The following is a 24,652-nucleotide window of genomic DNA, read 5'->3' as shown; positions in this document are numbered from 1 at the left end:
TCCCTTTTAATATAGCGCGCCTCGTTGCAGTGGATGTTTATAAGCTATCAAGGCTTTTAAAATTATAGGACACCAGCGTAATAAGTTTAGCCTTTTCTAGACACAGCCATAACTTACGAATAAGTTTATTGATGCTCTATGAGTCGTAAGGAATTGATTGCTGTGAAAAAAATTGCGTTCCTATTGAGTTGTATCCTCGTACTAAGTGCCATGCCAGCGCAGGCGGATGGTATGTTTAAAATTGCGGCAGCGGATAATCAGCCCTCCGGTTTTGGGACAGAGGCTAGCGCTCTGGTAGTTGTGGAGGTGTATCGCATCTCCGTACCAGCAGAGAAAGCACGGGCGAGTATGAAGGATATTCGGCAAGCCTTGGGTTTAGTGCAGACCTTCAGGGCTCTGCCTGCTGGGACGACCTCCATTACGGCGGCAACTAAGGAGGAGTTCTGGAAGGGCCGGAACATGCGTGAGCGTGTTTTTATCAATATGATTCGTAATCAAGGGTATGACATAGACAAAGTGGCAGAGGATGTGACCCCCTTTAACACTTTGCCTGTACAGATGTCTGACAATAATAAAGGTAAGATTGATAGTTCAGAGATGGCGTTCAATTTTAATGCACAAGCATTTAAGGCAGAAGATAAAAGCGTAAAGCTTACATTTAACGCCTCAGCGAAGCCCTTTAGCGAGAGTGACCAGTTTTTCAGTAAACAATATACGTTTAAATTGAAGAATGTAGAGACCGGGTACGCGTTTGATAAACCAAAAGAATCATCCAAACTTGGGGATCGTAATATTTTTGTCTTTTCAATTACACCATTTTTGATGGATAGTTTTGTGTACCCTGTTCAGGAAAAATAAATACATAAGGGGGAGAGGGTATGATGCAGTCTGTTATGGAGTGGCCTGCTAAAAGCCCTCTCCCTGGTAGCGATGTTGAGCATCCCGCGCTTTATCATCTACTTGATGTCGCAGCAGTGGCGGAAGTGCTTATTGAGCCTTTTCCCTTTTCACCGCCTCTTAAACAGGCTTTTGTGGCTCTTGTTGGGTTGCATGACCTCGGTAAGTTTAGCGAGAGCTTTCGCGCTATGTTGCGGGAGGGGATAGCGCAGCTGTTTCGGCATTGGGAACTCACAGAAATCTTCCTGTATGAAAAAGATGAGTATTTGGAGGAATGGCTCGGTGGTGAGGAAGATGTCCGGCGTTGTTTATATGCGTCTATAGCTGGACATCATGGTCGTCCTCCGAAAGTGAGTCTGCAAGGGGATAAGTATGACGAATGTTTAGAACAATTTGGTGAGGGAGCGGAGAGTGCGTCGGAGGTTTTAGAACTATTCCGTACGCTTTGGCCTGAAGCCTCTTTAGCGGAGCTGAATGAGGAGGATGCTATCCGCCTATCATGGTGGTTACCCGGTTTCTGTACAGCGGCGGATTGGGTTGGGTCGAACACATTTTATTTTCCTCCGCTAGCCCCGGGGTTGGAGCCGCAGGCATATTTAGAGAAAGCCCGTGAGACAGCGCGTAAAGCTGTGCAGGAGGTAGGGCTTGGCAGCACAAGCGCGCGGGATGAGGCGTTATTTTTCTTTGCGCTGCGTCCGCTACAAATCGCGTGTGTTGATGTGCCTTTGCCGGATGGTCCTAGTTTGGTCATTTTGGAGGCAGAAACTGGGGCAGGCAAGACGGAAGCGGCATTGCTTTTGGCGCAACGTATGGCTTTGGCTGGGAAGGGGCGAGGGTTGTTTTTTGCCCTCCCCACTATGGCAACGGCCGATGCGATGTTTGAGCGTGTTAAACAAAGCATTGGCAAGATGTTTGACAAGCCAACCCTTACCCTTGCGCATGGGCGGGCGGGTCTTTCGGTCCCTTTTCAAGATTTAGTGTTGGGGCAAAGCCGTACGGGCGAGGATGTACCACATGATGAGGCTACGAGTTCTGCATGGTTGGCCCATGATAACCGGCGCGCTTTGTTAGCAGATGTTGGTGTAGGGACGATTGACCAAGCGTTGTTGTCGGTTCTCCCCGTGCGGTTTCAAACATTGCGGCATTATGGCTTATCCTCAAAAATTATAGTGGTGGATGAGGTTCACGAGATGGGTGAGCCTTATATTGCGCAAGAGCTAGTGGCTTTATTGAAAATGCATCGGGCGATGGGGGGCTCGGCCATTTTATTAACGGCGACATTGCCTTTAACGTGGCGGGAAAAATTACTGGCCACATATGGTGGTGAGGCGCAGTCTTACGCTTACCCCGCGATAACTGTAGCCGGTGGTGAGGCCGTGACCGCTTTTGCAGCGGATGAACGTCCCCAAAAAGGCTCGGTAAAGGTAGAACGTCTCGGCACTATGGATGAAGCCGTGCATTATCTTGCCGAATGTGCGGCAAAGGGAGCGGCTTGTGTATGGGTGCGCAATGCGGTTGATGATGCTATTGCCGCGGTAGAGGTTTTGCGCCAGCAAGGGATAGAGGCGCGGCTTTTGCATGCGCGTTTTGCGTTATGCGATCGTAAGCGTTTGGAGCATGAGGTTCTCTCCCGCGTGGGGCGTGATGGCACTGAGCGTGACGGGTTTGTTTTGGTCTCGACACAAATTGTTGAGGCATCGTTAGACCTAGATTTTGATGTCATGGTCTCGGACCTTGCGCCTATGGGCTCTCTAATACAGCGTGTCGGGCGGTTATGGCGGCATATGGACCGTCGTTCTGCCGCAACTCGGCCCGTACCTGCACCGGTCTTGAAGGTTCTTTCACCTGACCCTGCGGTGATAGAGGGCGAGCGTTGGCTACAAGGGGCTTTGGGTAAGGGGGAATGGGTGTACCCCCTGCCTGATATGTGGAGAACAGCCTCTGTTCTATTCCGTACGGGGCAAATTGAAGCTCCAGAAGGCTTGCGGAGCCTTATTGAGGCTGTTCATGGGGATGAGGTCGAGCCGGTACCGTCCGTTTTAGAGAATGCGGAAAATGAAAGATGGGGTAAGGATTCAGCGGCTAAGGGCTTAGCTTATCAAAATATTGTCGCTTTAGGGAATGGCTATCGTAAGGCTGGCAATGGAGCGGATGATGCGCGTTATCCGACACGTCTGGGTGATGAGACGAGGACATTAATGTTAGCGCGTTATACAGAGGCAGGCTTACGCCCTTGGGCGCAGGCTGATGGCAGTACCAATGGTGATGAGAAGGCTTTATGGCACTTATCGGAGCTTTCTGTGCGGGTTGCTAAAGTAGCGCACCTTGAATTGCCAGACCAAGCTGCCCCAGCGATTCAGGCTATTAAGAAAGACTGGCCTCAATGGAGGCAAGCCAGCGTTACGCTATGCCCTGTGAAGGAGACAGCAGGCGATATTTGTGCGGGACTGCATTATGACAGAGATAACGGGCTAGTATTCTACAATAAAGAGAATTAAAAGAGATAGTATTTATTATCAACCCAAAGTTGTGAATATGTGGCTATTGCTGGGTAAGATTTCTCTTTACGGTTAGTTTGAATAGTTTGTGAGGGCTTAGCGTTGTTGAATCTCATCACGGATCCGTGGATTCCTGTAAAATGTAAAGAGGGCCGCCGGGTGATTGCCCCGTGGCAAATAGCGGAGAGTGATGTACTATTCCCCGATTGGCCTAGGCCTGATTTTAACGTTGCGTGCTTGGAGCTATTAATTGGGCTTGTTTATATGGCAACCCCGCCTTCTGATAAGAAGGATTGGAAGGCACGTACAAAGCCCGACCCGGAGGGATTAAAGACCGCGTTGGAGGCTTATGCTCCGGCTTTCTTTTTAATGGGGGATGGGCCGCGTTTCTTGCAGGATTATGACAAGCTTGATGGTGCGCCTAATCCTGTTGATATGTTGTTTATCGATAGTGCTGGCGGCCAGACGATGCGGAAAAATCTGGACCTTATGGTCCACCGGCATCGGTATAAGTGTTTGACGTTGCCAGAGGCGGCCATGGCTCTCTACACCTTGCAGGATTTTGCGCCTGCTGGTGGTGCGGGGAATCGGACCTCTATGCGTGGTGGTGGCCCGCTCGTGACGATTTTAGACCCCGGCAAAACATTGTGGGATTTAGTGTGGTTGAATGTGCCATTCGGCCAGCCTTCTATGATGAAGGACCTTCCATGGATGCGCCCGACCCGAACATCAGAGAAGGGGAAGGGGCCTGTACGGCCTAATGATGGTAAGGATGAAAAGGCTCCTCCCTTTACGGTTGAAGCCTTTTTTGGCATGCCCCGCCGCCTACGTCTTGTAGGGGATGAACAGGGGATAACGGGGGTTATCCAAAAACCTTACGGGACGAATTATGAAGGGTGGCAGCATCCTCTTAGTCCTTATTATCGTATGAAGTCCGGAGAAATGCCACTTTCCCGGCACCCGCGTGCGGGTCGGTTTGGGTACCGTAATTGGCTGGGTGTTCTTATTGTAGGGAAACCTTCTCGTGAGGATGAAGAGGGTTTAGAGCATCGGGCTTTAATTCTCCAAGAATGGGACGGGATGGACAGACCAACAGGGAAGCAAGTGTCTGTTATTGTCGCGGGTTGGGCTATGAGTAATATGAGCCCGTTAGATTTTGTTTTTTCACGTCAACCAATGCAGATTTGTTCGGCTGAAGCGGTAAGGCGTGTGAAACGTTTCATCGAGGCCGCGGAGATGGTGGCCTCTATGCTGCATCAGGCTTTAGCGTCCCTTTTGGATAAAGGGGAAGCGCGTGACGCGCAGCGGGAGGAGTTTTATCTCAAGACGGAACCGGCTTTTTATGAGCATTTTCGCGACATAGCCGAAGGTGGTAATCCTGCCGAGGCGTGGTTGGGTGAGATGCGGGCTCAAGCTTTGTCTCAATTTGATGTCTTAGCCAAACCAGGACTCTCTGAGCGTGGCATGAAGGAGATGAAGGCGATCGCAGAGGCGCGGAAGTTCTTGAGCATAGCATTATATGGCCATGGCAAAAAAACCGGGGCTTTATTGTTCCAGAAGTTAGGTCTTCCTGTTCCTACACCAAAAATGCAGAAGAAGGGGCAAGCGGCATGAGTGAGAAACGACCAATCGGGGAGGACATCTTTCAATGGTGGAAGGATTATATCGCCCCGCGCGTGCAGGGCGACTCTGGCGATTATGACCCGCGGCAAAGTGCAGCGCGTGCCCTAAGTGCGCGGTTACGTCGCAGCACATATCCCGATATTTTGTTTGAGCCGGATGTGTCTGAGCTGGTCGTTGAGCTGAGCTTAAGCAAGGATCAGCTAAAACCTTTTGCCTACATGCTGCATGTTATTAGTTTTGTGCGTCGTGATGTGCCCGATAGTTTAGCAAAGCGGTTAAAGGGCGCAGATGAAACCCCTGTGATGTCGCATATGCGTTTTAAGCAATTAATGACGGCAGGGGAGGATGAGGTCGCGTCCTTATTGCGGCGTGCTGTCACGTTAGTGGGGTATGAATGTAATGTAGCGCGTCTTGCAGGGGATATGATGTTTTGGAAGGATCAAACTCATACGCATTGGTGCCTAGATTATTTTGGAGCTCCGCCTAGTTCTTATGAAGAGGTTGAGCCTAGCCAAGCTTGAGTTTCTGTTTTTACCTGATGGATAGAGTGAGTGTTTTATCATGACTGTTTTTGTACAATTCCACCTTTTGACGACATACGGCCCATCTAATCCTAATCGTGACGATATGGGGCGGCCGAAGCAGGCTGTGATTGGTGGTGAGACGCGTTTGCGGCACTCCTCACAATCGATCAAGCGCGCGTTGCGGGAGAGTGCCTTCTTTGCGGAGAATCTTGCGGGTCATATGGGGGTGCGGACGAAGCGTCTTTACGGTAAGTTGGTCGAACATTTAGTGAAGAATGGCATCAAAGAGGCGGTTGCTCATAAAACTGCTGAAGAGGTTGCGGCTGTTTTTGGTAAATTAGAATCGGCTGGGAAAGAGTCCGGCGATAAGCTTGCTACGACACTAGCTTTTATTTCTCCAGAAGAACAGAAATTGGCCTATGAATTGGCTGAATCTGCGGCTGCAGGTGAGAAATTACTGAAGGATAAAGACCTTAAAAACCGGGTTCTTCGGAATGCTGATGGTGCGGTGGATGTGGCTATGTTTGGGCGTATGCTGGCCTCTGATGCGGACTTCAACCGGGATGCCGCTGTGCAGGTCGCTCACGCTTTCACCACACATCGGGCGGTCGCGCAAGAAGACTGGTTCTCTGCGGTGGATGACCTCAATAAAGCAGATGAGACAGGGGCCGCGCATATTGGCGAGACCGGTTTTGGCTCTGGCGTATTCTATCACTATGTTTGCGTGAATGTGGACCTTTTGATTGAAAATCTAGCGGGTGATAAAGAGCTTGCTGTTAAAGCGTTGGAGGCCTTGGCAAAAGGTCTAGCGCAAGCGACGCCTAGCGGTAAGCAGAACAGCTTTGCTCATCATCCACGCGCCCATTACATTTTGGCAGAGCGTGGCGAGCAAGCCCCGCGTGATTTGTCTGGTGCCTTCTTTAAGGCTGTGGAAGGCAAGGACTTGCTGGGTGAATCCGTTACGAAATTGGAAGCTACCCGTAAGGCGATTGATAAAGCCTATGGTCCATGTTGGGAGGCAGAAGCTAAGCTGCATGTTGGTCATGAAGGTGGTGCGACATTGGAAGAGATTGCTGCATTTGCAGGCGAAGCCGCGCGGGGTGCGTGATGTCTTCTTATCTGGTGTTTTCGCTCGCAGCCTCTCTTGGGGCGATGGGCGAACTTGCCGGGCATGAGCGGCGCGGGTCGCTGCTCTGGCCCGGTCGCTCCGCCCTTATTGGTTTGATGGGGGCAGCCTTAGGCATTCCGCGTGATGGTGATTTTTCACTGTTAGATGCGTTGAAGATTGATGTGGCGATTTTTGCAAGCGGTGAGGGGGTGCGGGATTTTCATACAATCCAAGCTGTGCCATCTGCTGCGGTGAAGAAACCCAATTCGCGCCCAGAGGCTTTGTTAGCTGCGGGGGACAAGGTAGAGACGAGCATTACGCTGCGTGACTACCGGGCGGGGGTGTTCTATGGCATCGCCGTACAGGGTGAAGGCTTGAAGGTTATAGAAGCTGCCTTAAAGAAGCCGTGTTTTACGCTCTATTTAGGGCGGAAATCATGCCCGCTTGCTGCACCACCACACCCGCAAATCGTAGAAGCGGATACGGTGGAGGACGCTTTGGGGCATATAATAGTGCCGAGGGTGCCACATTGGTTTTCGTCCTTTGGGGAGGAGGGCAAATTAGAGGCACGCACTCTCGTGGTGGATGGCGCGCATAGTGATGAACACGCCCCGCGTGAGATTGTGCACGATGTGCCGTTAGACCGGCAACGCTGGCATTTTGCTGCGCGCGAGGTTGCTCTGCGCTCGGTGTCGATTAAGGCACAAATAGCCAGAGAGACAAAGGGGGAGGCGCGCTAATGGAGTGGTATTTAAGCCGTATTCGCCTCTCGCGTAGTCCTGTTGTGCGTGTTTTGGAGGATACGTTAAAACAGCCCGATGCGGGACACAGGCGGTCTGCTCAGCATAATATGTTATGGTCTGCTTTTGCGACAGACCCCGACCAAAAGCGGGATTTCCTCTGGCGGGCGGAGAGCGATGGGAGCTTTATCACTTTATCGCCGCGCCCACCACGGGATGATAATGAGCTTTTTGAAAAACCGGTGGTCAAGCCTTTTGCCCCTCAGTTGCAGGCGGGGGACCGGTTGCGCTTTCAACTACAAGTCAACGCAACACGGATGAAGCGTGATACGGGCAAGCGTGTTGATGTTGTGTTGGATGCGCTTTATCCCGTGGTGAAAGAGGAACGAGCAGCAAAGCGTATGGACCTCGCACAGCAAGAGGGCCAAGCATGGCTCGCCCGCCAAGGTGAGAGTGCTGGCTTTGTGTTGGAAGATATGCAGGTTGAGGATTACCGTGTAGAGCGGCTGCCACGTTTTGATAAACGGCGTGGCAAAGAGCAGCCAGTATTTGGTATCTTGGACCTGACAGGGCAGTTAGAGGTCACGGACCCTCAAGCCTTTTTGGAGAGGATGGGTAAAGGCTTTGGCCGCGCAAAGGCCTTTGGGTGTGGGCTTATGCTCATTCGGCGGGCTATATGAGCGGGGCGGGGAAGGGTGGGTTACCCGGTCTTGCCCCGCCAAAGCCTATCCCGCTTAAAGACCGTGCTTCGCTCATCTTTGTTGAGCGTGCCCAACTTGATGTGCTGGATGGTGCCTTCGTTGCTGTGAATGCAGACGGCACACGGACGCAAATCCCCGTTGGTGGATTAGCAGGCATTATGCTGGAGCCGGGGGCGCGTATCTCTCACGCAGCAGTATGTTTAGCCGCGCGTGTGGGGACGCTCATCACATGGGTAGGTGAGGCGGGGGTACGGTTATATTCGGCTGGCCAACCCGGTGGAGCGCGGTCTGATCGCCTGCTCTGGCAAGCAAGTTTGGCGTTGAATGACGAAGCGCGTTTGCGCGTTGTGCGGGAAATGTACAAGCTGCGCTTTAAGGAGGACCCACCAGCACGGCGATCGGTCGAGCAATTACGCGGCATTGAGGGCGCGCGCGTGCGGGAAGGGTACGCTCTTTTGGCAGCACAATATGGCGTGAGCTGGAAACGCCGCTCTTATGACCGGAAAGATTGGGATGGCTCCGATATTCCTAATCGATGTCTTTCCGCCGCGACAGCGTGCTTGCATGGTTTGTCCGAGGCCGCTGTATTGGCCGCTGGTTATGCCCCAGCGGTGGGGTTTCTCCATAGTGGGAAGCCGCTCTCCTTTGTGTATGATGTGGCTGATATTTTTAAGATGGATACAGTCATACCAGAGGCTTTTCGCATTGCGGGTAAAGCAGAGCGGGGCCGGTTAGATATGGCACCAGATCGTGCCGTGAGGCTTGCCTGCCGGGATAAGTTCCGCAAAGAGCGTTTATTGCAGAAGATTATCCCTACCATAGAGGAGGTTCTCTCCGCTGGTGGCTTGCCTCGGCCTGACCCTCCGCCAGAGGCCGTACCCGTCGCGTTTGAGGATGAACCCTTTGGCGACCCCGGGCACCGCTAATGCTTGTTGTCGTGGTTACGAATGCCCCGCCGCGGTTGCGTGGTCGTCTCGCCGCTTGGTTGGTGGAGATACGCGCTGGTGTTTATGTGGGTGATTACTCTGCCCGCACACGGGAGATGATATGGGAGCAAGTGCTTGCTGGCTTAGGGTTGGGAGATGCTGTCATGGTCTGGCATGTGCCTAACGACCAAGGCTATGCCTTTCGCACCGCAGGGCGGAACCGCCGCATGCCCGTTGATTTTGATGGGTTAGAGCTTGTCTCGTTTCGCCCGGAACAGGAGGGAGGTGATAATTCTTAAAATATAATTTATGTTGGTACGCTCTTTGACAATTGAAAAAGATTTATAATACAGTTGGTTTTAAGAAGTATGTTCCCCGCCCCCGCGGGGATGAACCGACTAAATTAGTATCATTGTTTTTCATTTCATTATGTTCCCCGCCCCCGCGGGGATGAACCGGCCCATGCGCGCCTATTGCAGCCAGAACCACAATGTTCCCCGCCCCCGCGGGGATGAACCGCGCTTGTGTGCGCTATAATCGCTCGCGGCTTTATGTTCCCCGCCCCCGCGGGGATGAACCGGGCGAATCCTGCCAGAAACACCCCCAACCCGGATGTTCCCCGCCCCCGCGGGGATGAACCTTGACGAAGGCCACCACCTCGGTAACGAAGTTTATGTTCCCCGCCCCCGCGGGGATGAACCGAAACTCATGGCCGGTTCCCACAAACAATCTTGATGTTCCCCGCCCCCGCGGGGATGAACCGCTGATGGGCAGCCACAGCCCATTCCAAGAGGAATGTTCCCCGCCCCCGCGGGGATGAACCGTCCGAAACACACAGTCCGGCGGCAAGATCGTCAATGTTCCCCGCCCCTGCGGGGATGAACCGAGCCGCTTTCGCGCAATTATTCAGCTTCTCACATATTCCCGCCTTGCGGGGATACTTACCTAGGGTCGTTGCTTCATCGTCAGTTGTGACGGGGTGTGGGATTTGGCCGCCAAAGCCATTCTAGGGCTTCTGGGAGGGTTTGGTCTATTGTGGGGCCATCGACATGCTGGGCGTTGCGTGAGATGATAAATTGATACGCATAGCCTTTTGCCGCAAGGACACGGGCGAGATTTTCGCCAGCGAGGACCCAATCATGCATCCCATCAGGCATAGGGTGCACGGGGTAAAAGAGGTCTTGGTCGCCCATCTCGTACCAAATGCGTAAAGGCAGGCGTGGGCTTGCTGGGATGAGGGCCGCGCCGGGGTGGGGTGGTATAGCCTGCGGCGTGCCTGCCCATGGGGAATGGAGCTGCCAGCCCCCACCGGGTAGAGCGGGGTTATACGGCCATTGTTGATTCACTAAAGAGGGAGAATAGGCCAGGACCCGATGGTACAGCGTGGGGCGAAACCATGCCATGGCAAAGGCTGCGGCCCCGCTGGAGCTAAAGCCCATGGTCGCACGGTCATCAGGGTTATGGGAGAGATGGAGGTGAGCCTTTGCCTCTACAAGAGGGAGGATATGGGCCTCGACCCAATCGGCATAATCGCCGGACATCGTATCATATTCGCGCCCGCGTTCGCTGCCTTGGGCATCACCCCCGCCGGAACCAACACCAATGATGACCATCGGGGGGATGCGATGCGCTTTGATGAGGGCATCAACCAAAGCGAATAGGTCATGCCCCGGATAAATACCGTCATCGCCCGCATCACCAAATATGAGAAAAGGGAGAGGATGGTCTGTTGGTGTATAGGGCGGGATGTAAATATCAACGCTACGGTGCCAAGGGGCGGGATGGGCACCGGGGACGTCTAGGCGTGAGGGGTCGCCTGCGTGGCTGGTGGACATATTGCGCATCCCCGTTGCGCAGGGCTCTGCCTCATCACGGGCGATGCCGGGGTTATAACCGCTTTGAGGAGAGGATGAGAGTGTGAAGTGAATCAAGCGGCCTTGTGCGGGTTGGGTGTTGTTCCACTCTGCGGGGAGTGTGTGGGTAGGGCCTAGGATGTAATTACCGTTTTGGGTGAGGGGTGGGAGTGTGGCATCGGGGAGGTCGGTCGCAGGGGGATAAAGTGGGTTATGCGGGTCATGGATGGGCATAACACCGCTGCCGCTTAAGCCGGATGTATCGATATAGAAAGGTTGGGTGGGGTCTGTCGTATTAGCGTGCGGGGGGTGGAGGGCGTCTAGCGGCATACAAGGGCCTGCGATAGCAAGTGCAGGGCATAAGATGGCCAAAGCCAGCACGGCTCTTACAGTGAGAGCTAACAGAGAGATGGGGGCGTGTGAGCGGATGAACATAGCCCCACGCTATCATAAATTGGGTCAAAACATACAGGCCCCGTTCGTTATGCCGGGGCCTGTGGGTGAAGTTTACGCGGGTTGATGTGTGTGGATGAGGGCAGCGAGCTGGCCGTAATCGTCTTGCGAGATACCTTGCAATGGGCGTGGGAGCGCGCCCGGCCCTGCTAGATTCATAATCTCCGCAGCAGAGGCGATAACGCGTAGTGAACCATTATAACGGGCACTCATAGCCCAGAAAGGCGCGAATATCGCCTCAATGCGGGTTATTTCAGCCTCATTTTTAGCAAGGGCCGCATCGGTGAGGTGACGGGCTAGACGAGGGAACAAGCCGCCCCATTCGGAGTACCATATGCGTGCGCCATGTATGAGGGCTTGGGCCGCGGTTGGGTCGCCACTAATGCCGGGGGTGATGCTCTCTGGCAGGGTGGGGAGGAGGCGTGCCATCCGTGCAGCAGCTTCCTCAGCGGTGGGGGAGCCGCTAGGGAGCTTAATGGAACGGACATGCGAAAGTTCGCAAATATGCTGCATTAACGCATCGGAGAAATGGAACTGCGTTGTACCGGGCGTATCATAAACAATGAGCGGGACGGAGACATGGCGGTTGACGGTCTCATAAAGTGTAAAGACCTCTTCATCTCGTAGGGGGAAGTAGCTCATAGGGGGGAGAAGAAGGGCTTTTGCCCCGGCTTTTTGGGCATCTTCAGCAAGTAGGAGTGTATCGCGTAGATGAATAGCCCCAATGCTGACAAGGACGGGGATGCTACCCGCATGGCTGACGGCCAAGCGTGTTAGTTTTTCCCGCTCCGTGTGGGTGAGGAAGGCATAACTTCCCGTAGAGCCGAGGGCCCCGATGGAATCCACTTTGGCCTCCACCAACCGGGTGATGAGGGCAGCAAAGCGTGCCTCATCGGGTTTGTCCTGTTGCATAGGGGTAATGGGAAAGGCACTCAGGCCGTGGAAAGAGATGCTCATAAGTTATCCTCATGATGAGACAGAGTGGGTGCGTCATCATGCTAGAGAGGCCGTGTCACGGTATAGAAGGAATGTGACCTTATTTGTTTTATAAAAGCGGTGCGGGGGTAAGTGGAGGTATGGTGGGGTCCTGACGATAGCGGCCCGGTGTGGTGCCAAAGGTCCGGTGGAAGAGCCGGCCCATATGGCTTTGGTCCGCAAAACCCGTATTCATGGCCGCTTGCACGTTGTTTATCCCTGTGCGGAGTTGGGCTTTAGCCTCGTTTAATTGGCATAGAAGCCGAAAAGCCTGCGGGGTTACGCCGTATTGGCGTTGAAAGCGGCGGGAATAGGCCTCCCGACTCATTCCAGCTTCTCGCGCAAGGGTTTGGATAGAATGAAGGGGGGTGCCATCCTGCATAGGGAGGGGTAAAGCCGGTGCGGGAATAATGGTGATGTGAGTGGGGCGTTCCCCAACAGATTTTTGGAGGAGGGCCGCGCAATCGGCTGGGTCGTGATAATGGTGGGGTGTGAGATAGAGATTGAGGCATAATGTGTCCCCAATGCGGGCAGGGTCATCATCACGTGAGAGATGCGGTGTAGCAGCGGGGATGAGCAAAGCCTGCCCCGCTGTAAGAGTGACGCTGCGATGAGGAAATAGGAAATGACGACATCCCGTTAGGAGGAAAGCGAGTTGGTCTTCTTGATGAAAATGCAAGGGGAGGGCCAGTTTTGCACCATATGCCATGCTCATCTCCCGAATATCAGGGTGATGTATGCGCCAATAATGCCAAAGTGGCCCAGAGGATGAAGAAGATGACGGGGTGAATGAAACAGGCATAGCAGCGCTATGATACTGAGGGGAGCGCGGGAGCGTCCAGAGGAATGATGTGGACTGACCAGTCTATTTCAATTCTGGACAGATAGGCTTGTTTTTGATAGGGGGTGAAAGCATGACAGTGGCAGGGAAGCATGTGCAAGCGCGTCGGCGTATTTTGGAATCGGCCCGCCCGCTTATAAGCCAGCGGGGATTTTCCGCTGTGGGGTTAAGCCAAGTTTTAGAGGCGGCGCAGATTCCTAAAGGTTCCTTCTATCATTATTTTGAATCGAAGGAGCATTTCGGTGCGGCATTGTTGGAGCTGTATAATGAGCAATATCTCCAAAAGCTGGATGCTTTGATTGCCGAGCGGGGCAAGACGGGCTTTGAGAAATTATCCGCCTATTGCCAATGCTGGGTGGACGCGCAGCAACATGGCTGTTTGAGCGAGAAATGCCTTGTCGTTAAATTAGCGGCAGAAGTCTCCGACCTTTCCGAGCGCATGAGGTTGATTTTGGAGGAAGGGACAACGGCCATTATTGCGCGGCTTGCCTGTATGGTGGAGGAAGGCCAACAGGATGGGACCATCACAAAAGCTCTACCTGCGCGTTTAGCGGCATCTGTTGTGTATCAAACATGGTTAGGGGCGACCTTGCTTGTTAAGGTCACGCATAAACAAACCGCTTTTGAGGATGCGTTTGTGGCAACGCGGCAGCTATTAGCCTCCTAATAGGGTTATTAATATGAGTTTTTTGTAATGAGAGGGTTTTTTAAGGATGCCTCCCTTTCATTTTCGAGATGACCGGTCTATTTTTAGTGTATGTCCAGAATCAGCGAGGATGCTATGGATAATTTTGAGTTTTATAACCCGACAAAGATTCTCTTTGGCAAAGGGATGATTGCCAAGTTGGATGAGCAGCTTAGCCCGCAAGCGCGCGTGCTTGTCCTTTATGGTGGGGCGAGTGCAGAGAAGACCGGCACATTGGCAGAGGTACGCAAAGCCCTTGGGTCGCGAGTTTTCTGCGAGTTTGGGGGGATTGAAGCCAACCCGACTTACGAAACCCTCATGAAGGCTGTTGAGGTTGCGCGTAAAGAGAAGGTGGATTTCCTCCTCGCAGTTGGTGGTGGCTCCGTTATGGATGGCACCAAGTTTGTTGCGGCTGCTGTACCTTATGAAGGTGAGCCGTGGGACATCCTGTTAAAGCAGGGGCAGACGGTTAAAAAGGCTCTGCCTTTGGGGACGGTTGTTACCTTGCCTGCTACGGGCTCGGAGATGAACAATATTGCTGTGATTTCCCGCAAGGAAACAGGCGATAAGCTTGCCTTCTCTAACCCGCATGTGTTCCCGACTTTTTCCATTTTGGACCCTACACGCACCTTCAGCTTGCCGCCGCGTCAGGTGGCCAATGGTGTGGCGGACTCGTTCGTCCATGTGATGGAAGCTTATATGACCTTGCCGCAAGATGCGATGGTGCAGGACCGTTACGCAGAAGGGCTTTTGCTCAGCCTGCATGATATTGCACAGCGCATCACAAAAGCCCCTGCTGATGATTATGACCTGCGGGCAAATCTGATGTGGGTCGCAACACAGGCTCTTAATGGTTTGATTGGGGCTGGTGTGAAGCAAGATTGGGCAACGCACGCTATCGGGCATGAGCTCACGGCGAAATATGGCATTGACCATGCCCGTACTCTAGCCATTGTTCTGCCGGCTATGTTGAAGGAGCGGCGGGAGCAGAAGCGGGCGAAGCTGCTGCAATATGCAACGCGTGTTCTGGGGCTAAAGGATGGCTCTGAGGATGAGCGGATTGATGCGGCGATTGCTCAGATTGAGGCCTTCTTTAAAGGGTTGGATATTCCTGTTCGTCTCTCAGCTTATGAGATTGGCCATGAGGGGATTGAGCCTATCATCACGCAGCTAAAAGACCACGGCATGACAGCCTTAGGGGAAGGGGAGGAAATTACCCCAGAAATTAGCCGCAAAGTGTTGGAACGCGCTCTATAAAATAGGGCAAGAGAAAGAGGTATATTATGGCTTACGCAACAACAAACCCTTATACGAATGAGGTCCTCAAACAATTCCCCGAGGCAACGGACCAAGAGGTCCAAGCGGCACTAGCCCGGGGGTATGAGGCTTATGAGGCATGGCGGACAACGAGCTTTGCCGAGCGGGCGAAGGTTTTAAAAGCTCTTGGAGCCTTATTGCGCCGGGATGCTGATAAATTAGCGCGTCTTGCTGCTTTAGAGATGGGCAAGGTACTGGCTGAAGGCAAAGCAGAAGTCATTCTCTCAGCCGAGATTTGCGAATATTATGCTGAGCATGCAGAAGACCTTCTGAAGCCAGAGGAGTTGAAGGTCTCTAACCCTGCCATTGGGCGGGCAAAGATTGTGTATGAGCCGCAGGGCATTGTTCTGGCGATTGAGCCGTGGAACTTCCCTTATTATCAGGTGGTGCGTATTGCAGCACCGCAGATTTCTGCAGGGAATGCGGTCATCCTCAAACATGCTGGTAATTTGCCGCAATGTGCGGCGGTGTGTCAGGAGTTGTTTGAGGAAGCAGGGGCACCGAAAGGCTTGTTCCAGAATCTCTATCTGGCTCGTCATCATACGGAAATGGTGCTGAATGACCCGCGTAGTTGCGGTGTGGCCCTGACAGGCTCGGAAGGGGCTGGCTCGGTCGTGGCAGGGATTGCCGGTAAAGCGTTGAAGAAAGCCACGATGGAATTAGGCGGTAGTGATGCCTTTATCGTGCTGGATGATGCTGATTTAGAAAAGACCGTCAAATGGGCTGTGTTTGGCCGCCATTGGAATGCAGGGCAGGTTTGTGTGTCTGCTAAGCGCATCATCGTGGTGGATAGCCTCTATGACCGTTTTGTGGAGCTGTATAAAAAAGGCATCTCTGAGCTGAAGGCCGGTGATCCGTTAGACCCAAGCACCAATTATGCGCCACTCTCTTCCCAAAAAGCGGCTGATGATTTGCGTGCCCAGGTGGAAGAGGCCAAAAAGCATGGGGCACAGGTTGAGACAATTCCTCTGCCTATCCCCAATCAGGGGGCATTCTTCCAGCCAATGATTATGACAGGGCTGGATGAGAAGAATGAGGCACGCCATTGGGAGTTCTTTGGCCCGGTTACGCAGCTTTATCGGGCAAAAGATGAGGCTGATGCTATCCGCATCGCTAATGATTCCCCTTATGGGCTTGGTGGCTCTGTCTTTACAAAGGACGAAGCCCGTGGTGCCCGTGTGGCTGCAAAAATCCGTACTGGTATGGTGTTCATCAATCACCCAACCGGGACAAAGGCCGAGCTACCTTTCGGTGGGATTGCCCGCTCCGGCTATGGCCGGGAGCTTATCGACCTTGGTATTAAGGAGTTTGTGAACCACAAGCTCATCAATATCGTGGATATTGATGCTCCTTTCTGAGGCTTACTACTTACCGTTTGGGTAAAGGAAAAGGCGGTCCTGTAAAAGGGCCGCCTTTTTTATGTGTTTTGTGCCAAATTGGGATTGGTTACCGCCCCAACATGGAGCCCATGACACCATCGCGGCGGATGACGCCGTGTAGTAGGGCCGCTCCGATATGGGCGAGGATGAGGAGGATGAGCCCATAGGCGAGCAGGCTGTGTAGGCAGCGTAGCGCACCCCATAGATGGGGATGAAAGCCCATAAGAGGCGGAATGTGACAACCGCCCCATAAGGTAATGGGGTAGCCCCCGGCTGAGAGCATAGCCCAGCCAACCAGCGGTAAGGCGAACATGAAGCCATAGAGCAGGATATGGGAGAGATGGGCGGCGAGCTTCATGGGGCCGGGGAGGTCTGCCGGGAGGGGCGGTGTGCGATTGGTAAAGCGGTTAATAAGCCGGATGACCACGAGTAGCAGGATGAGGAACCCGACCGTGCGGTGCAATGTAAAGAGGCCCGCATAATGGATGCTCGATATATGCGCCATAAACAGCCCGACAAAGAGCATCACAAGGATGAGTGCGGCCATGATCCAATGAAGCATGATGGAGAGGCGAGGGAAGGGCGCAGCCTTACCCGTATTTTGCGGAAGTGACATAGCTTACTGGCCCTTCTCGTCTGATGTGAGGGTCGGGTTGGCGACATCGTTAGGGGTGACCATGCTCGGCGTTTTATGCTCAGCAGAGCGTGTTGCGTAAGACTTCATATACACCGAGGCTCGCAGGGTAAGTAAAGGGTCTTGCGAGACGCTGATGCCCTCTGGGAGGATGGTGGGGTCAAAGACCATAGGGCCGCAGGGATTTTCATCCTCACTATAAGCTTTGGTGAAGGTTACAGTGCCAACGGTAACTTTTTGGTCTGCGTCATTCCAAGGTTGGCTGGGGTCGTTCACCGGGTCGCCCTCACGGGCAATGGTGGCTACAATATCCCAGCTTAGGGGGCGTTCATCTAGCGTTTGCACTAAGCGTTTAAAGAGGTAATTGCCATCATTCGCACCGCTCCCTTCAGCCGGGCGGAAAGGCTCTTTTGCCTGTACAGCCCAGCGGACGGCTGTTTTCTTACCTGCATCATTTGTCAGGATGAAGCTGTCCAGGCTGTTATAAGTATCGTTTGTCAGGTCGGATGGTTGTTGATGGGCTTTTGCTTGCTCAAAGGCGGTGTTTAGCCAAGGGCGTTGGGCGGCATAGGCCTTAACTGCCTCCGGGTCTGGCTTATGGGTTACAGGGTCTAACCGTGCGGCTTTGAAGAAGGCGTAAGCATCAGCAATGTCCCGCATGGATTGTAAAGGCATATCAACAAGGGCCATGCGCCAATCATCTCCTGAAGGCGTGCGAATCTGCAAGGCTAAGCTGCGGGCTATGTTGGGGTTATCGGGTAAATAAGGCAGCGGGGGTGCGAGTGAGAAACGCCCGATAACGGGGAGATGCTCCCCTTTAAAGACTCCTGCATGGGAGAGGGCGCGGCCTTCTGGTGAGGGGTCAAACCAGCCTGTTACACACATCCCTTTGGCATGGGCGCGGCGGAATCCTGTATTAGGGGCCCCAGCATTATGGAAGCGTTGCATAAAATGGGAGGGCGAGATGGAGGCCGGGGTTAATAAGCCAGCCGACCACGCCAGCAAGCCACCCAAGCATAAAGGTGGCAGAATGACAGCAGCCCAGCGGGCTGGACTCGCTGAATGGGGGGAGCGCGCCATAAGAGAGCATCTCCTTCGCAAAAGATGAGGAACGTGCTCTCAGGCTTATCAGATGTATGGGGTAATAGGAAGAAAAGACTATGCCCCATCATGACGTGAGACCATCACGATGGGGCGGGTGTTGCGTTACGGCATGGCCCCAATGGGCAACGGTTTGAGATGAGCATTGGTGCCACGGCCTACAGCATCGGGGGCATCATGAGTGAGGTCCTCATGCGCTTCGGGATGCTCGGAGGCATGGACATCCCCCACCTGTTTGGGGTGGTGCAGCCCTTCATATTGGAAGGCCCCGACCGAGAGGGTCTCACCCATATTGGGGAGGTCTTTTACATCCCAGCCCCCGCCAAGGCTGCGGATTAAAGCAACATCTGCTTGGTAAAGCCGTGTAGCAACTTCCACTTGCGCAATGCGGCTGCGGAGGGTGTTTTCTTGGCTGAAGATAGCATCCAGATATGTGCCGACCCCACCTTGGTAGAGCGTCATGGTCATATTCTGGGTCTCCATATTCGCATTAACAGCTTTTTGGAGGGCTTGGTTCTCCAACGCAAGGCGATTGGTGCGGGAGAGGCCATCTTCCACCTCGCGGAAGGCCGAGAGGACGGTCGTGCGGTATTGGTCCCGTGTTTCCCGATAAGCTGACCAAGAGCGCTGCAGCTCAGCACGGTGAATCCCGCCATCAAAGAGGGGGATGTTCATCCGTGCGCCATATGTCCAGAGGGAGTTGGCAAGATTGGCCAGCTTGAAGCCATTGGCCTCAAAGCCTGCATCCGCATTAAGGGAGAAATGCGGGTAAAAGGCGGCGCGCGCAATGCCGATAGCACGGTTTGCTTGGGCCATTTCCCGCTCTGCACTGGCAATATCAGGCCGGCGTTGCAGCAAGGCTGATGGCACCCCGGTGGGGATTGAAGGTTGGTGGAAGTCCAACGCCGTTACCGGGTCGATATGGAAGCTAGAAGGCGCACTATTGGTCAGGACAGCAAGCGCATGTTCTGTCACCTCACGGGCGGCTTGGATGTCATATAACGCGGCTTGTGTGGTGTAGAGCTGCGCCTCTGCACGGGCGAGGTCTAACCGGGGGGCGGCTTTATATTTCAGTTGTGTGCGTGTGACATTAAGCGCACGCTGATAATAGGCGATGGATTGCTGATAGATAGCAATCTGTGCGTCATAGCCGCGCAGCTGGATGTAATCACTTGCAAGCTCGGCCTCCAAGCTGAGGCGTGCCATCGCAAATTGTGCCGCCGATTGTTGAGCAGCTTGCCGGTTTATTCTCACCCGGTTACGGATGGAGGACCAAATATCTGGCTCCCATGAGGCCAGGCCTGCATATTCCTCTTGCGTTTGGGTTAGCGTAGCCCCGTTACGAAAGAGCCTATCGGCTGATTGTTTATTATCAGACCCGCCTACATCAAGGCTGAGATGAGGCAGAAGGCCCGCGCGTGCTTTAGCGACTAAAGAGCGTGCTTGGAGGAAGCGTTCCGCCGCAGCTTGGAGGTCGCCATTCTCGGCAATGGCGCGGTCCTCTAGCTTATCAAGGAGCGGGTCATGCAAGAGGGTCCACCAGTTTGTAGGTAAGGTGGCATCAGCTGGCTGGGCGACAGCAAAAGGGGCTTGGCCTTGCCAGCTATCAGGCACGACAAAATGCGGAGGCTCATAGCGTGGGGCGAGGTCACACGCGCCCAGGGCGGTGAGGGCCAGCAGGCCACTCCCAAGGGCTGTATGGCGGGCAAGCCGTCCCAGCCAATGGCGTGTTTTTTGTACAGGGCTGGCGAGGGTGGAGGGTGTGGTTGTCATGCTAGGCATTAGTCATCATCCCCGGATTCTTCCCAGCCGCTTTGGTTATAACCACGCGCAGGGGTGACGATATGGACGGGGTCGCCCTCTAGCAGGTCAGCCGGTGGGTTATTGATGATGCGGTCATCAGCATTAAGCCCCGCTTGGACCTCTGTAGAGCTATCAGCCATTTTACCAACGCGGATATTTTTAAAATGCACATGGCTCTTTGCATCCACCGTGGCAACTTGCATGCCTTTTTCTTGAAAGACGAGCGAACCGGTGGGGATTTTCAGCAAATGAGCCGCGTTATTATTGGCTTTCAGCTCGACTGAGGCGAAGGTCCCTGGCCAGAGGGCATGGTCGCTATTCTCCAAGGTGAACTCGGAGACGGCTGTCCGTGTGTTAGGGTCATAACCGAGCGAGGCGGTGAGGAACTTGGCTTCAAAAGTCCGGCCCGGATATTGTGGGACATGGATGTGCGCTGTGAGGCCGTCTGTTAGCATGTAGGAGAAGATTTCCGGTACGGAGACGAATAAGCGTAGCCGGTGCGTATCTGCTACGGTGAACAGCTCAGACGCGCCACCGGTGGCATTAAGCTGCCCCCCACCGCTATTGACGTAATCCCCCACATTGATGGAACGCTCCGTTACCACGCCATCAAAAGGCGCGACAATTTGTTTAAACTTCTCCAATGCGGCGAAATGGTCCAGGTTACGTTGGGCAGCCTCTAATGTAGCGAGGGCGGCTTTTTCATCCGCTGTGGCAACAGAGACAGACTGGCCCGATACAGCCTGGGACTTGCCCATGGCCCGCCAACGGTTAGCCGTGACAGAGGCCAGATTATAGCGGGCTTGTTGGGCGTCGAGGTCAGCACGCGCTTGGGCGTATTGAGCATCCAAAGCGGGGGCGTTAATCTCGGCTAAGACATCGCCTTGATGAACGACAGCCCCGTAATCTTTGTACCACATTTTCACATAGCCAGAGACCTGAGCATAAATGGGGGCTTGGTACCATGCGTCAATCGTGCCGGGGAGGGTGAGGCTTACCTTGCTATCAGCCTTATGAGGCAGAATGACCGCGACATTGGGGACGGCACTTTCCTCCGCTACGTTATGGAGATGGGCCATATGGGCGATGCGGCCTATCAATAATGAGGCAATGTAAAGGCCCAGCACTAAGGCAATCAGGCCGAGCAGTAATTTACGGTTGCGAGACATGCTGGCCATTAGATGGTCTCCTTATGAGAGGCAGTACGGTTATGGATGATGGCGTAAACACAGGGGACAAACAGGAGCGTGGAGAGTGTGGCGACAATCAACCCACCAATAACGGCCCGGCCTAAGGGAGCATTGGTGGAGTTGGAGGTCGCCATGGGGATCATCCCCACAATCATAGCAAGGGCTGTCATCAGCACGGGGCGGATACGCTCTCGCCCGGCCTCTGTTGCAGCGCGTAGGGCATCGCCGTGGAGCTCAATCCGCTCTCTTGCGAAGGATACAACGAGGATGGAGTTCGCCGTTGCTGTCCCCATGCACATAATGGCCCCCGTCAGAGCCGGGACGGAGAGGCGTGTCCCGGTGAGGAACAAGGCCCATGCAATCCCCGCTAACGCGCCGGGTAGGGCGGTGATGATGATGAAAGGGTCCGTCCAAGATTGGAAGTTCACGACAATGAGCAGATAAATCAGCACGATGGAGACCATCAGCCCGAGGACGAGTTGGCTATAAGCACTATACATCGTCACCGCTGCCCCGTGGATGTCTGTTGCAGCTGTTTTGGGCAGGAGGGGCTTGGTATCGGCGATGACCTGCTTAACATCTGCCAGCACAGCCCCAAGGTCGCGCCCTTCGGTCGAGACGTAAATATCAACTTCGGGCATGGAGTTAAAATGTGAGACCTCGCCCGGTGTGCCTGTTGGCACAACAGTGCTGATGCTGCCGAGCAACTGGTCCCCCGTCCCGGTTGGGTTGCCATCGCCTTTATCGACGGGGATGGTCAGCAGGTCGCTCAAATGGGTGAGCTGGTCTTGAGAGACGTAGGTATTGAGCGGGAAGGTGACATCATTACTGGGATCGAGCCAGAATTGCGGGTCCACCGTGCTGGAGCCGGAGAGTGTCATAAGCTGGTTATTGGCGAGGTCGGCCTCGGTGAGGCCGGTGGCCATACTGAAGGTCCGGTTACCACGAATCATCAAGGTGGGTGTTTTCATCGTTTGCTGGATGACCACATCCGCCGTGCCGGGAATATGACGTAAACGGGCGATGATTTTACGCGCATAGTCGTAATTATCGGCAATATCTGGCCCGTTAATTTGAATATCAATCGGCGCGGGGGAGCCAAAATTGAGGATTTTGGCTGTCAGGTCCGCTGGTTGAAAGGTAAAGACCGTACCGGGGAATTGCGCGGAGAGGTCTTTACGCAGTAGGGCACGATAATCCCATACCGGGGAGGCCTCATTTTTGAGGGCGATGGTCAGGTCGCAATCTTGCGTGCCGATGGTAGGTGTTGGGATAAAGGCCTGATTATGCGCCCCTTCTGGCAGGCCGCAATTACTGACAATTTCTTCCACTTGGCCGGGGAGGTCACGCTCGATACGGTCAGAGACGAGGGCAGCGATACGCCCTGCAACCTCAATACGTGTGCCTAGTGGGGCACGCATATGCATTTGTAGAGCGTTGGATTTTGTCTCCGGGAAGAAGTCCCGTCCCGCAGTGAGGTAAAGCCCCAAAGAGAGGACAGAAAGCCCTAAGAACACCCCGACAAAGAGCTTACGTTGCTCCACACAGCGGACGAGGAGAGCGTAATAGCTATCGCGAAAGAGATTGAACTTTTCCTCAAAGCTTTGTTGGAAGCGGATACAAGCTCCCATAAAGCCGCTGCGTGCTGGTAGGGGGGCGGAACGGTTATGGCTATCTGTCCCATCTCCACGCTGGGCAGGGTGGCCTGCGGCTATAGCAGCGGCGTTGCTATCGGCAATATGCTGCTCTCTATCTGGAATATCATGGCCATGGTTATGATTAGCGAGCAGATATTTCGCCATGGTGGGGACGAGTGTCCGGGAGAGGATAAAAGAGGCAATCATCGCAAAGATGATCGCTTCTGCCATGGGGCGGAAGAGATACCCCGCTACCCCTCCAAGCTCAAAGAGAGGGAGCCACACAATGCAGATGCAGGTGGTGGAAACAAAGGTCGCTGTGACAATTTGATTCGCTGCATCAATAATAGCAGGCTCAAGCTCTTTACCCATCTCAAGATGGGTATCGATATTTTCAATCATCACGGTGGCATCATCAACGAGGATACCAACAGCGAGAGCCAGCCCGCCAAGGGTCATGACATTGATGGATTCACCAGCCCAGCTTAGCCCGATGACAGAGCAGAGAATGGCCAGCGGGATAGAGGTGGCAATAATGACGGTGGACCGCCACGAGCCAAGGAAGAGCAGCACCACAATCCCGGTCAGGAAGGCCGCTGTGACCATCTCCCGCACCACATCTTTAATCGCGTCTTTCACGAAGATGGAGGCGTCTGTGAGGATGCTGACATTGACATCATCTGGTAAGACGGCCCGTAGGCGGGGGAGGGCTTTTTTCACACCATCCACGACATCTAGCGTGGAAGCCTCACCACTTTTCATGACGACAACCTCAACGCCTTGTCGGCCTTTGACCAGCACAAGGTTGGTTTGTGGATGCCCGCCGCGATACACATCGGCTACATCATGCACGTAAATGACGGCATTGCCTACGCGTTTGACGGGGATATTGCCGATAGCCTTCATGCTCTTAGGGGTGGCGTTGGTTTGGACCATCCAATCCACAGCATCAATCTTTTGGTCACCAGCGGGGAGGACGATGTTTTGATTATGCATGGCATTTTGCACATCCATCGCTGAGAGGTGATGAGCGCGGAGCTGGTCTTGATTCAGCGTGACCATCACAAAACTATCCATCCCGCCATAAGGGTGCGGTACCACCGCGCCCTCTACCGTGACGAGAAGGGGCCGGACGCGAATCATCGCTAATTTATAAAGGTCGGATGGTGTTTGCTTGTCGGAGGTAATTTGCAGCGAAATCACGGGGACAGAGGAGGCATCCAGCCGCATAATCATCGGGGCTGGGATATTCACCGGCAGCTGCTTGATGACTGTTTGAGAGATTGCGGTTACTTCTGCCTCTGCTTCGCCAATCTCCGTCCCGGGTTGGAAGAAGATGGTGACAATCCCGCGCCCGTAATAGGAGTTGGACTCCATATGCTCGATGCCCTCTACGGTAGAGGTCACCATGAGTTCGTAATTATAGATGATGCGGCCAGCAAACTCTTCTGGCAGCATCCCACCATAGGTCCATACCGCTGAGACGACCGGGATTTTGATATTAGGGAAGACGTCTGTTGGTGTTTTAAAAACAGACATTACCCCAAACATCACAATCAAGATCGACAAGACCACAAAGGTCAGAGGCCGCTTGAGCGCGGTGATGACAATGGCATTCATGATGCAGGTGGTTTCCTGTTATTGCAGAGGCAGAAAATTATAGGCGTAATTTAAGCAAAAAAGAGGGGTTAGCGTATTAAATACGGTTTTAGTCAGCTTTATGACATCGCTGTAAGACAAAGCGTATCCAAGCCAAAACCAGAGGAG

The 24,652-nt window shown here is 53.7% G+C and carries 20 protein-coding genes and 1 CRISPR repeat array; of the genes, 12 read left to right on the top strand and 8 right to left on the bottom strand.

The window, feature by feature from the left end; genetic code table 11:
- Positions 1-138: 138 nt before the first annotated feature.
- The 9 genes from NQF64_RS08685 (at position 139) to cas2e (ending at position 9,316) form a co-directional block, all read left to right on the top strand.
- A complete protein-coding gene (locus NQF64_RS08685) occupies positions 139-858 on the top strand; it encodes a hypothetical protein (protein WP_099027468.1) in 720 nt (239 codons plus the stop codon).
- A gap of 20 nt (positions 859-878) precedes the next feature.
- Positions 879-3,395, top strand: a complete 2,517-nt coding sequence (gene cas3, locus NQF64_RS08680) for a CRISPR-associated helicase Cas3' (RefSeq protein WP_266107111.1) — start codon at positions 879-881, stop codon at positions 3,393-3,395.
- Positions 3,396-3,500: 105 nt separating this feature from the next.
- Positions 3,501-5,009, top strand: coding sequence for a type I-E CRISPR-associated protein Cse1/CasA (casA, locus tag NQF64_RS08675; protein ID WP_266107110.1), 1,509 nt, complete (start codon positions 3,501-3,503; stop codon positions 5,007-5,009).
- Positions 5,006-5,539 carry a type I-E CRISPR-associated protein Cse2/CasB gene (gene casB / locus NQF64_RS08670; RefSeq protein WP_266107108.1) on the top strand — a complete coding sequence of 178 codons (534 nt, stop codon included), beginning with the start codon at positions 5,006-5,008 and terminating at the stop codon, positions 5,537-5,539. The genes casA and casB overlap by 4 nt, the downstream gene beginning before the upstream one ends.
- Before the next feature lie 40 nt (positions 5,540-5,579).
- The gene (cas7e, locus tag NQF64_RS08665) at positions 5,580-6,650 is read left to right on the top strand and encodes a type I-E CRISPR-associated protein Cas7/Cse4/CasC (protein WP_266107107.1); all 1,071 of its coding nucleotides are present in this window, start codon (positions 5,580-5,582) and stop codon (positions 6,648-6,650) included.
- The gene (gene cas5e, locus NQF64_RS08660) at positions 6,650-7,390 is read left to right on the top strand and encodes a type I-E CRISPR-associated protein Cas5/CasD (RefSeq protein ID WP_266107105.1); all 741 of its coding nucleotides are present in this window, start codon (positions 6,650-6,652) and stop codon (positions 7,388-7,390) included. Before cas7e ends, cas5e begins: the two co-directional genes overlap by 1 nt.
- A complete protein-coding gene (gene cas6e / locus NQF64_RS08655) occupies positions 7,390-8,070 on the top strand; it encodes a type I-E CRISPR-associated protein Cas6/Cse3/CasE (RefSeq protein WP_266107104.1) in 681 nt (226 codons plus the stop codon). Before cas5e ends, cas6e begins: the two co-directional genes overlap by 1 nt.
- Complete coding sequence (gene cas1e / locus NQF64_RS08650; protein WP_099027480.1) at positions 8,067-9,017, top strand: type I-E CRISPR-associated endonuclease Cas1e; 951 nt, start codon at positions 8,067-8,069, stop codon at positions 9,015-9,017. Before cas6e ends, cas1e begins: the two co-directional genes overlap by 4 nt.
- Entirely contained in the window at positions 9,017-9,316 is a 300-nt protein-coding gene (gene cas2e, locus NQF64_RS08645) for a type I-E CRISPR-associated endoribonuclease Cas2e (protein ID WP_155573906.1), read from the top strand. The genes cas1e and cas2e overlap by 1 nt, the downstream gene beginning before the upstream one ends.
- Before the next feature lie 69 nt (positions 9,317-9,385).
- A CRISPR array of direct repeats spans positions 9,386-9,903; the repeat unit is 29 nt; unit sequence ATGTTCCCCGCCCCCGCGGGGATGAACCG.
- A gap of 79 nt (positions 9,904-9,982) precedes the next feature.
- Here the strand turns inward: cas2e and NQF64_RS08640 are convergent.
- The 3 genes from NQF64_RS08640 to NQF64_RS08630 all read right to left on the bottom strand — a co-directional run bounded on the left by NQF64_RS08640 (position 9,983) and on the right by NQF64_RS08630 (position 13,100).
- Positions 9,983-11,305 (bottom strand): alpha/beta hydrolase, encoded by a 1,323-nt coding sequence (locus NQF64_RS08640; protein WP_266107103.1) that lies wholly within the window; start codon positions 11,303-11,305, stop codon positions 9,983-9,985.
- Positions 11,306-11,377: 72 nt separating this feature from the next.
- On the bottom strand, positions 11,378-12,280 hold the full coding sequence (locus NQF64_RS08635; protein ID WP_266107102.1) for a dihydrodipicolinate synthase family protein: 903 nt from the start codon (positions 12,278-12,280) through the stop codon (positions 11,378-11,380).
- 88 nt (positions 12,281-12,368) lie between these two features.
- Positions 12,369-13,100, bottom strand: a complete 732-nt coding sequence (locus NQF64_RS08630) for a helix-turn-helix transcriptional regulator (protein WP_266107101.1) — start codon at positions 13,098-13,100, stop codon at positions 12,369-12,371.
- Positions 13,101-13,212: 112 nt separating this feature from the next.
- Between NQF64_RS08630 and NQF64_RS08625 the strand changes: the two genes are divergently transcribed.
- The 3 genes from NQF64_RS08625 to NQF64_RS08615 all read left to right on the top strand — a co-directional run bounded on the left by NQF64_RS08625 (position 13,213) and on the right by NQF64_RS08615 (position 16,499).
- Entirely contained in the window at positions 13,213-13,806 is a 594-nt protein-coding gene (locus NQF64_RS08625) for a TetR/AcrR family transcriptional regulator (RefSeq protein ID WP_266107099.1), read from the top strand.
- Between the two features lie 114 nt (positions 13,807-13,920).
- Complete coding sequence (locus tag NQF64_RS08620; RefSeq protein WP_099027458.1) at positions 13,921-15,081, top strand: iron-containing alcohol dehydrogenase; 1,161 nt, start codon at positions 13,921-13,923, stop codon at positions 15,079-15,081.
- A 26-nt stretch (positions 15,082-15,107) separates the two neighbouring features.
- Positions 15,108-16,499 (top strand): NAD-dependent succinate-semialdehyde dehydrogenase, encoded by a 1,392-nt coding sequence (locus NQF64_RS08615; protein WP_266107097.1) that lies wholly within the window; start codon positions 15,108-15,110, stop codon positions 16,497-16,499.
- Between the two features lie 88 nt (positions 16,500-16,587).
- On the opposite strand, the gene NQF64_RS08610 is transcribed toward NQF64_RS08615, so the two are convergent.
- The 5 genes from NQF64_RS08610 to NQF64_RS08590 form a co-directional block, all read right to left on the bottom strand.
- Positions 16,588-17,136, bottom strand: a complete 549-nt coding sequence (locus NQF64_RS08610; protein ID WP_155579695.1) for a cytochrome b — start codon at positions 17,134-17,136, stop codon at positions 16,588-16,590.
- Between the two features lie 3 nt (positions 17,137-17,139).
- Entirely contained in the window at positions 17,140-18,234 is a 1,095-nt protein-coding gene (locus NQF64_RS08605; protein WP_266107096.1) for a catalase, read from the bottom strand.
- A gap of 126 nt (positions 18,235-18,360) precedes the next feature.
- Positions 18,361-20,028 (bottom strand): efflux transporter outer membrane subunit, encoded by a 1,668-nt coding sequence (locus NQF64_RS08600; protein ID WP_266107095.1) that lies wholly within the window; start codon positions 20,026-20,028, stop codon positions 18,361-18,363.
- Positions 20,029-20,036: 8 nt separating this feature from the next.
- Positions 20,037-21,227 carry an efflux RND transporter periplasmic adaptor subunit gene (locus NQF64_RS08595; protein WP_370513462.1) on the bottom strand — a complete coding sequence of 397 codons (1,191 nt, stop codon included), beginning with the start codon at positions 21,225-21,227 and terminating at the stop codon, positions 20,037-20,039.
- Between the two features lie 8 nt (positions 21,228-21,235).
- Entirely contained in the window at positions 21,236-24,505 is a 3,270-nt protein-coding gene (locus NQF64_RS08590) for an efflux RND transporter permease subunit (protein WP_266107094.1), read from the bottom strand.
- Positions 24,506-24,652: the final 147 nt, after the last annotated feature.

This window comes from Bombella saccharophila, assembly GCF_026385475.1.
GTDB lineage: Bacteria > Pseudomonadota > Alphaproteobacteria > Acetobacterales > Acetobacteraceae > Bombella > Bombella saccharophila.
Note: the sequence above shows the minus strand (reverse complement) of the source record. Positions and strands in the feature narration are given on the sequence as shown.

What these genes read in the sequence shown, in the direction of transcription:
- NQF64_RS08685 (WP_099027468.1), top strand. Translation starts at nt 139, where the DNA reads ATGAGTCGTAAGGAATTGATTGCTGTGAAAAAAATTGCGTTCCTATTG.
- cas3 (WP_266107111.1), top strand. Translation starts at nt 879, where the DNA reads ATGATGCAGTCTGTTATGGAGTGGCCTGCTAAAAGCCCTCTCCCTGGT.
- casB (WP_266107108.1), top strand. Translation starts at nt 5,006, where the DNA reads ATGAGTGAGAAACGACCAATCGGGGAGGACATCTTTCAATGGTGGAAG.
- cas7e (WP_266107107.1), top strand. Translation starts at nt 5,580, where the DNA reads ATGACTGTTTTTGTACAATTCCACCTTTTGACGACATACGGCCCATCT.
- cas5e (WP_266107105.1), top strand. Translation starts at nt 6,650, where the DNA reads ATGTCTTCTTATCTGGTGTTTTCGCTCGCAGCCTCTCTTGGGGCGATG.
- cas6e (WP_266107104.1), top strand. Translation starts at nt 7,390, where the DNA reads ATGGAGTGGTATTTAAGCCGTATTCGCCTCTCGCGTAGTCCTGTTGTG.
- cas1e (WP_099027480.1), top strand. Translation starts at nt 8,067, where the DNA reads ATGAGCGGGGCGGGGAAGGGTGGGTTACCCGGTCTTGCCCCGCCAAAG.
- cas2e (WP_155573906.1), top strand. Translation starts at nt 9,017, where the DNA reads ATGCTTGTTGTCGTGGTTACGAATGCCCCGCCGCGGTTGCGTGGTCGT.
- NQF64_RS08640 (WP_266107103.1), bottom strand. Translation starts at nt 11,305, where the DNA reads ATGTTCATCCGCTCACACGCCCCCATCTCTCTGTTAGCTCTCACTGTA.
- NQF64_RS08635 (WP_266107102.1), bottom strand. Translation starts at nt 12,280, where the DNA reads ATGAGCATCTCTTTCCACGGCCTGAGTGCCTTTCCCATTACCCCTATG.
- NQF64_RS08630 (WP_266107101.1), bottom strand. Translation starts at nt 13,100, where the DNA reads ATGCCTGTTTCATTCACCCCGTCATCTTCTTCATCCTCTGGGCCACTT.
- NQF64_RS08625 (WP_266107099.1), top strand. Translation starts at nt 13,213, where the DNA reads ATGACAGTGGCAGGGAAGCATGTGCAAGCGCGTCGGCGTATTTTGGAA.
- NQF64_RS08620 (WP_099027458.1), top strand. Translation starts at nt 13,921, where the DNA reads ATGGATAATTTTGAGTTTTATAACCCGACAAAGATTCTCTTTGGCAAA.
- NQF64_RS08615 (WP_266107097.1), top strand. Translation starts at nt 15,108, where the DNA reads ATGGCTTACGCAACAACAAACCCTTATACGAATGAGGTCCTCAAACAA.
- NQF64_RS08610 (WP_155579695.1), bottom strand. Translation starts at nt 17,136, where the DNA reads ATGTCACTTCCGCAAAATACGGGTAAGGCTGCGCCCTTCCCTCGCCTC.
- NQF64_RS08605 (WP_266107096.1), bottom strand. Translation starts at nt 18,234, where the DNA reads ATGGCGCGCTCCCCCCATTCAGCGAGTCCAGCCCGCTGGGCTGCTGTC.
- NQF64_RS08600 (WP_266107095.1), bottom strand. Translation starts at nt 20,028, where the DNA reads ATGACAACCACACCCTCCACCCTCGCCAGCCCTGTACAAAAAACACGC.
- NQF64_RS08595 (WP_370513462.1), bottom strand. Translation starts at nt 21,227, where the DNA reads ATGTCTCGCAACCGTAAATTACTGCTCGGCCTGATTGCCTTAGTGCTG.
- NQF64_RS08590 (WP_266107094.1), bottom strand. Translation starts at nt 24,505, where the DNA reads ATGAATGCCATTGTCATCACCGCGCTCAAGCGGCCTCTGACCTTTGTG.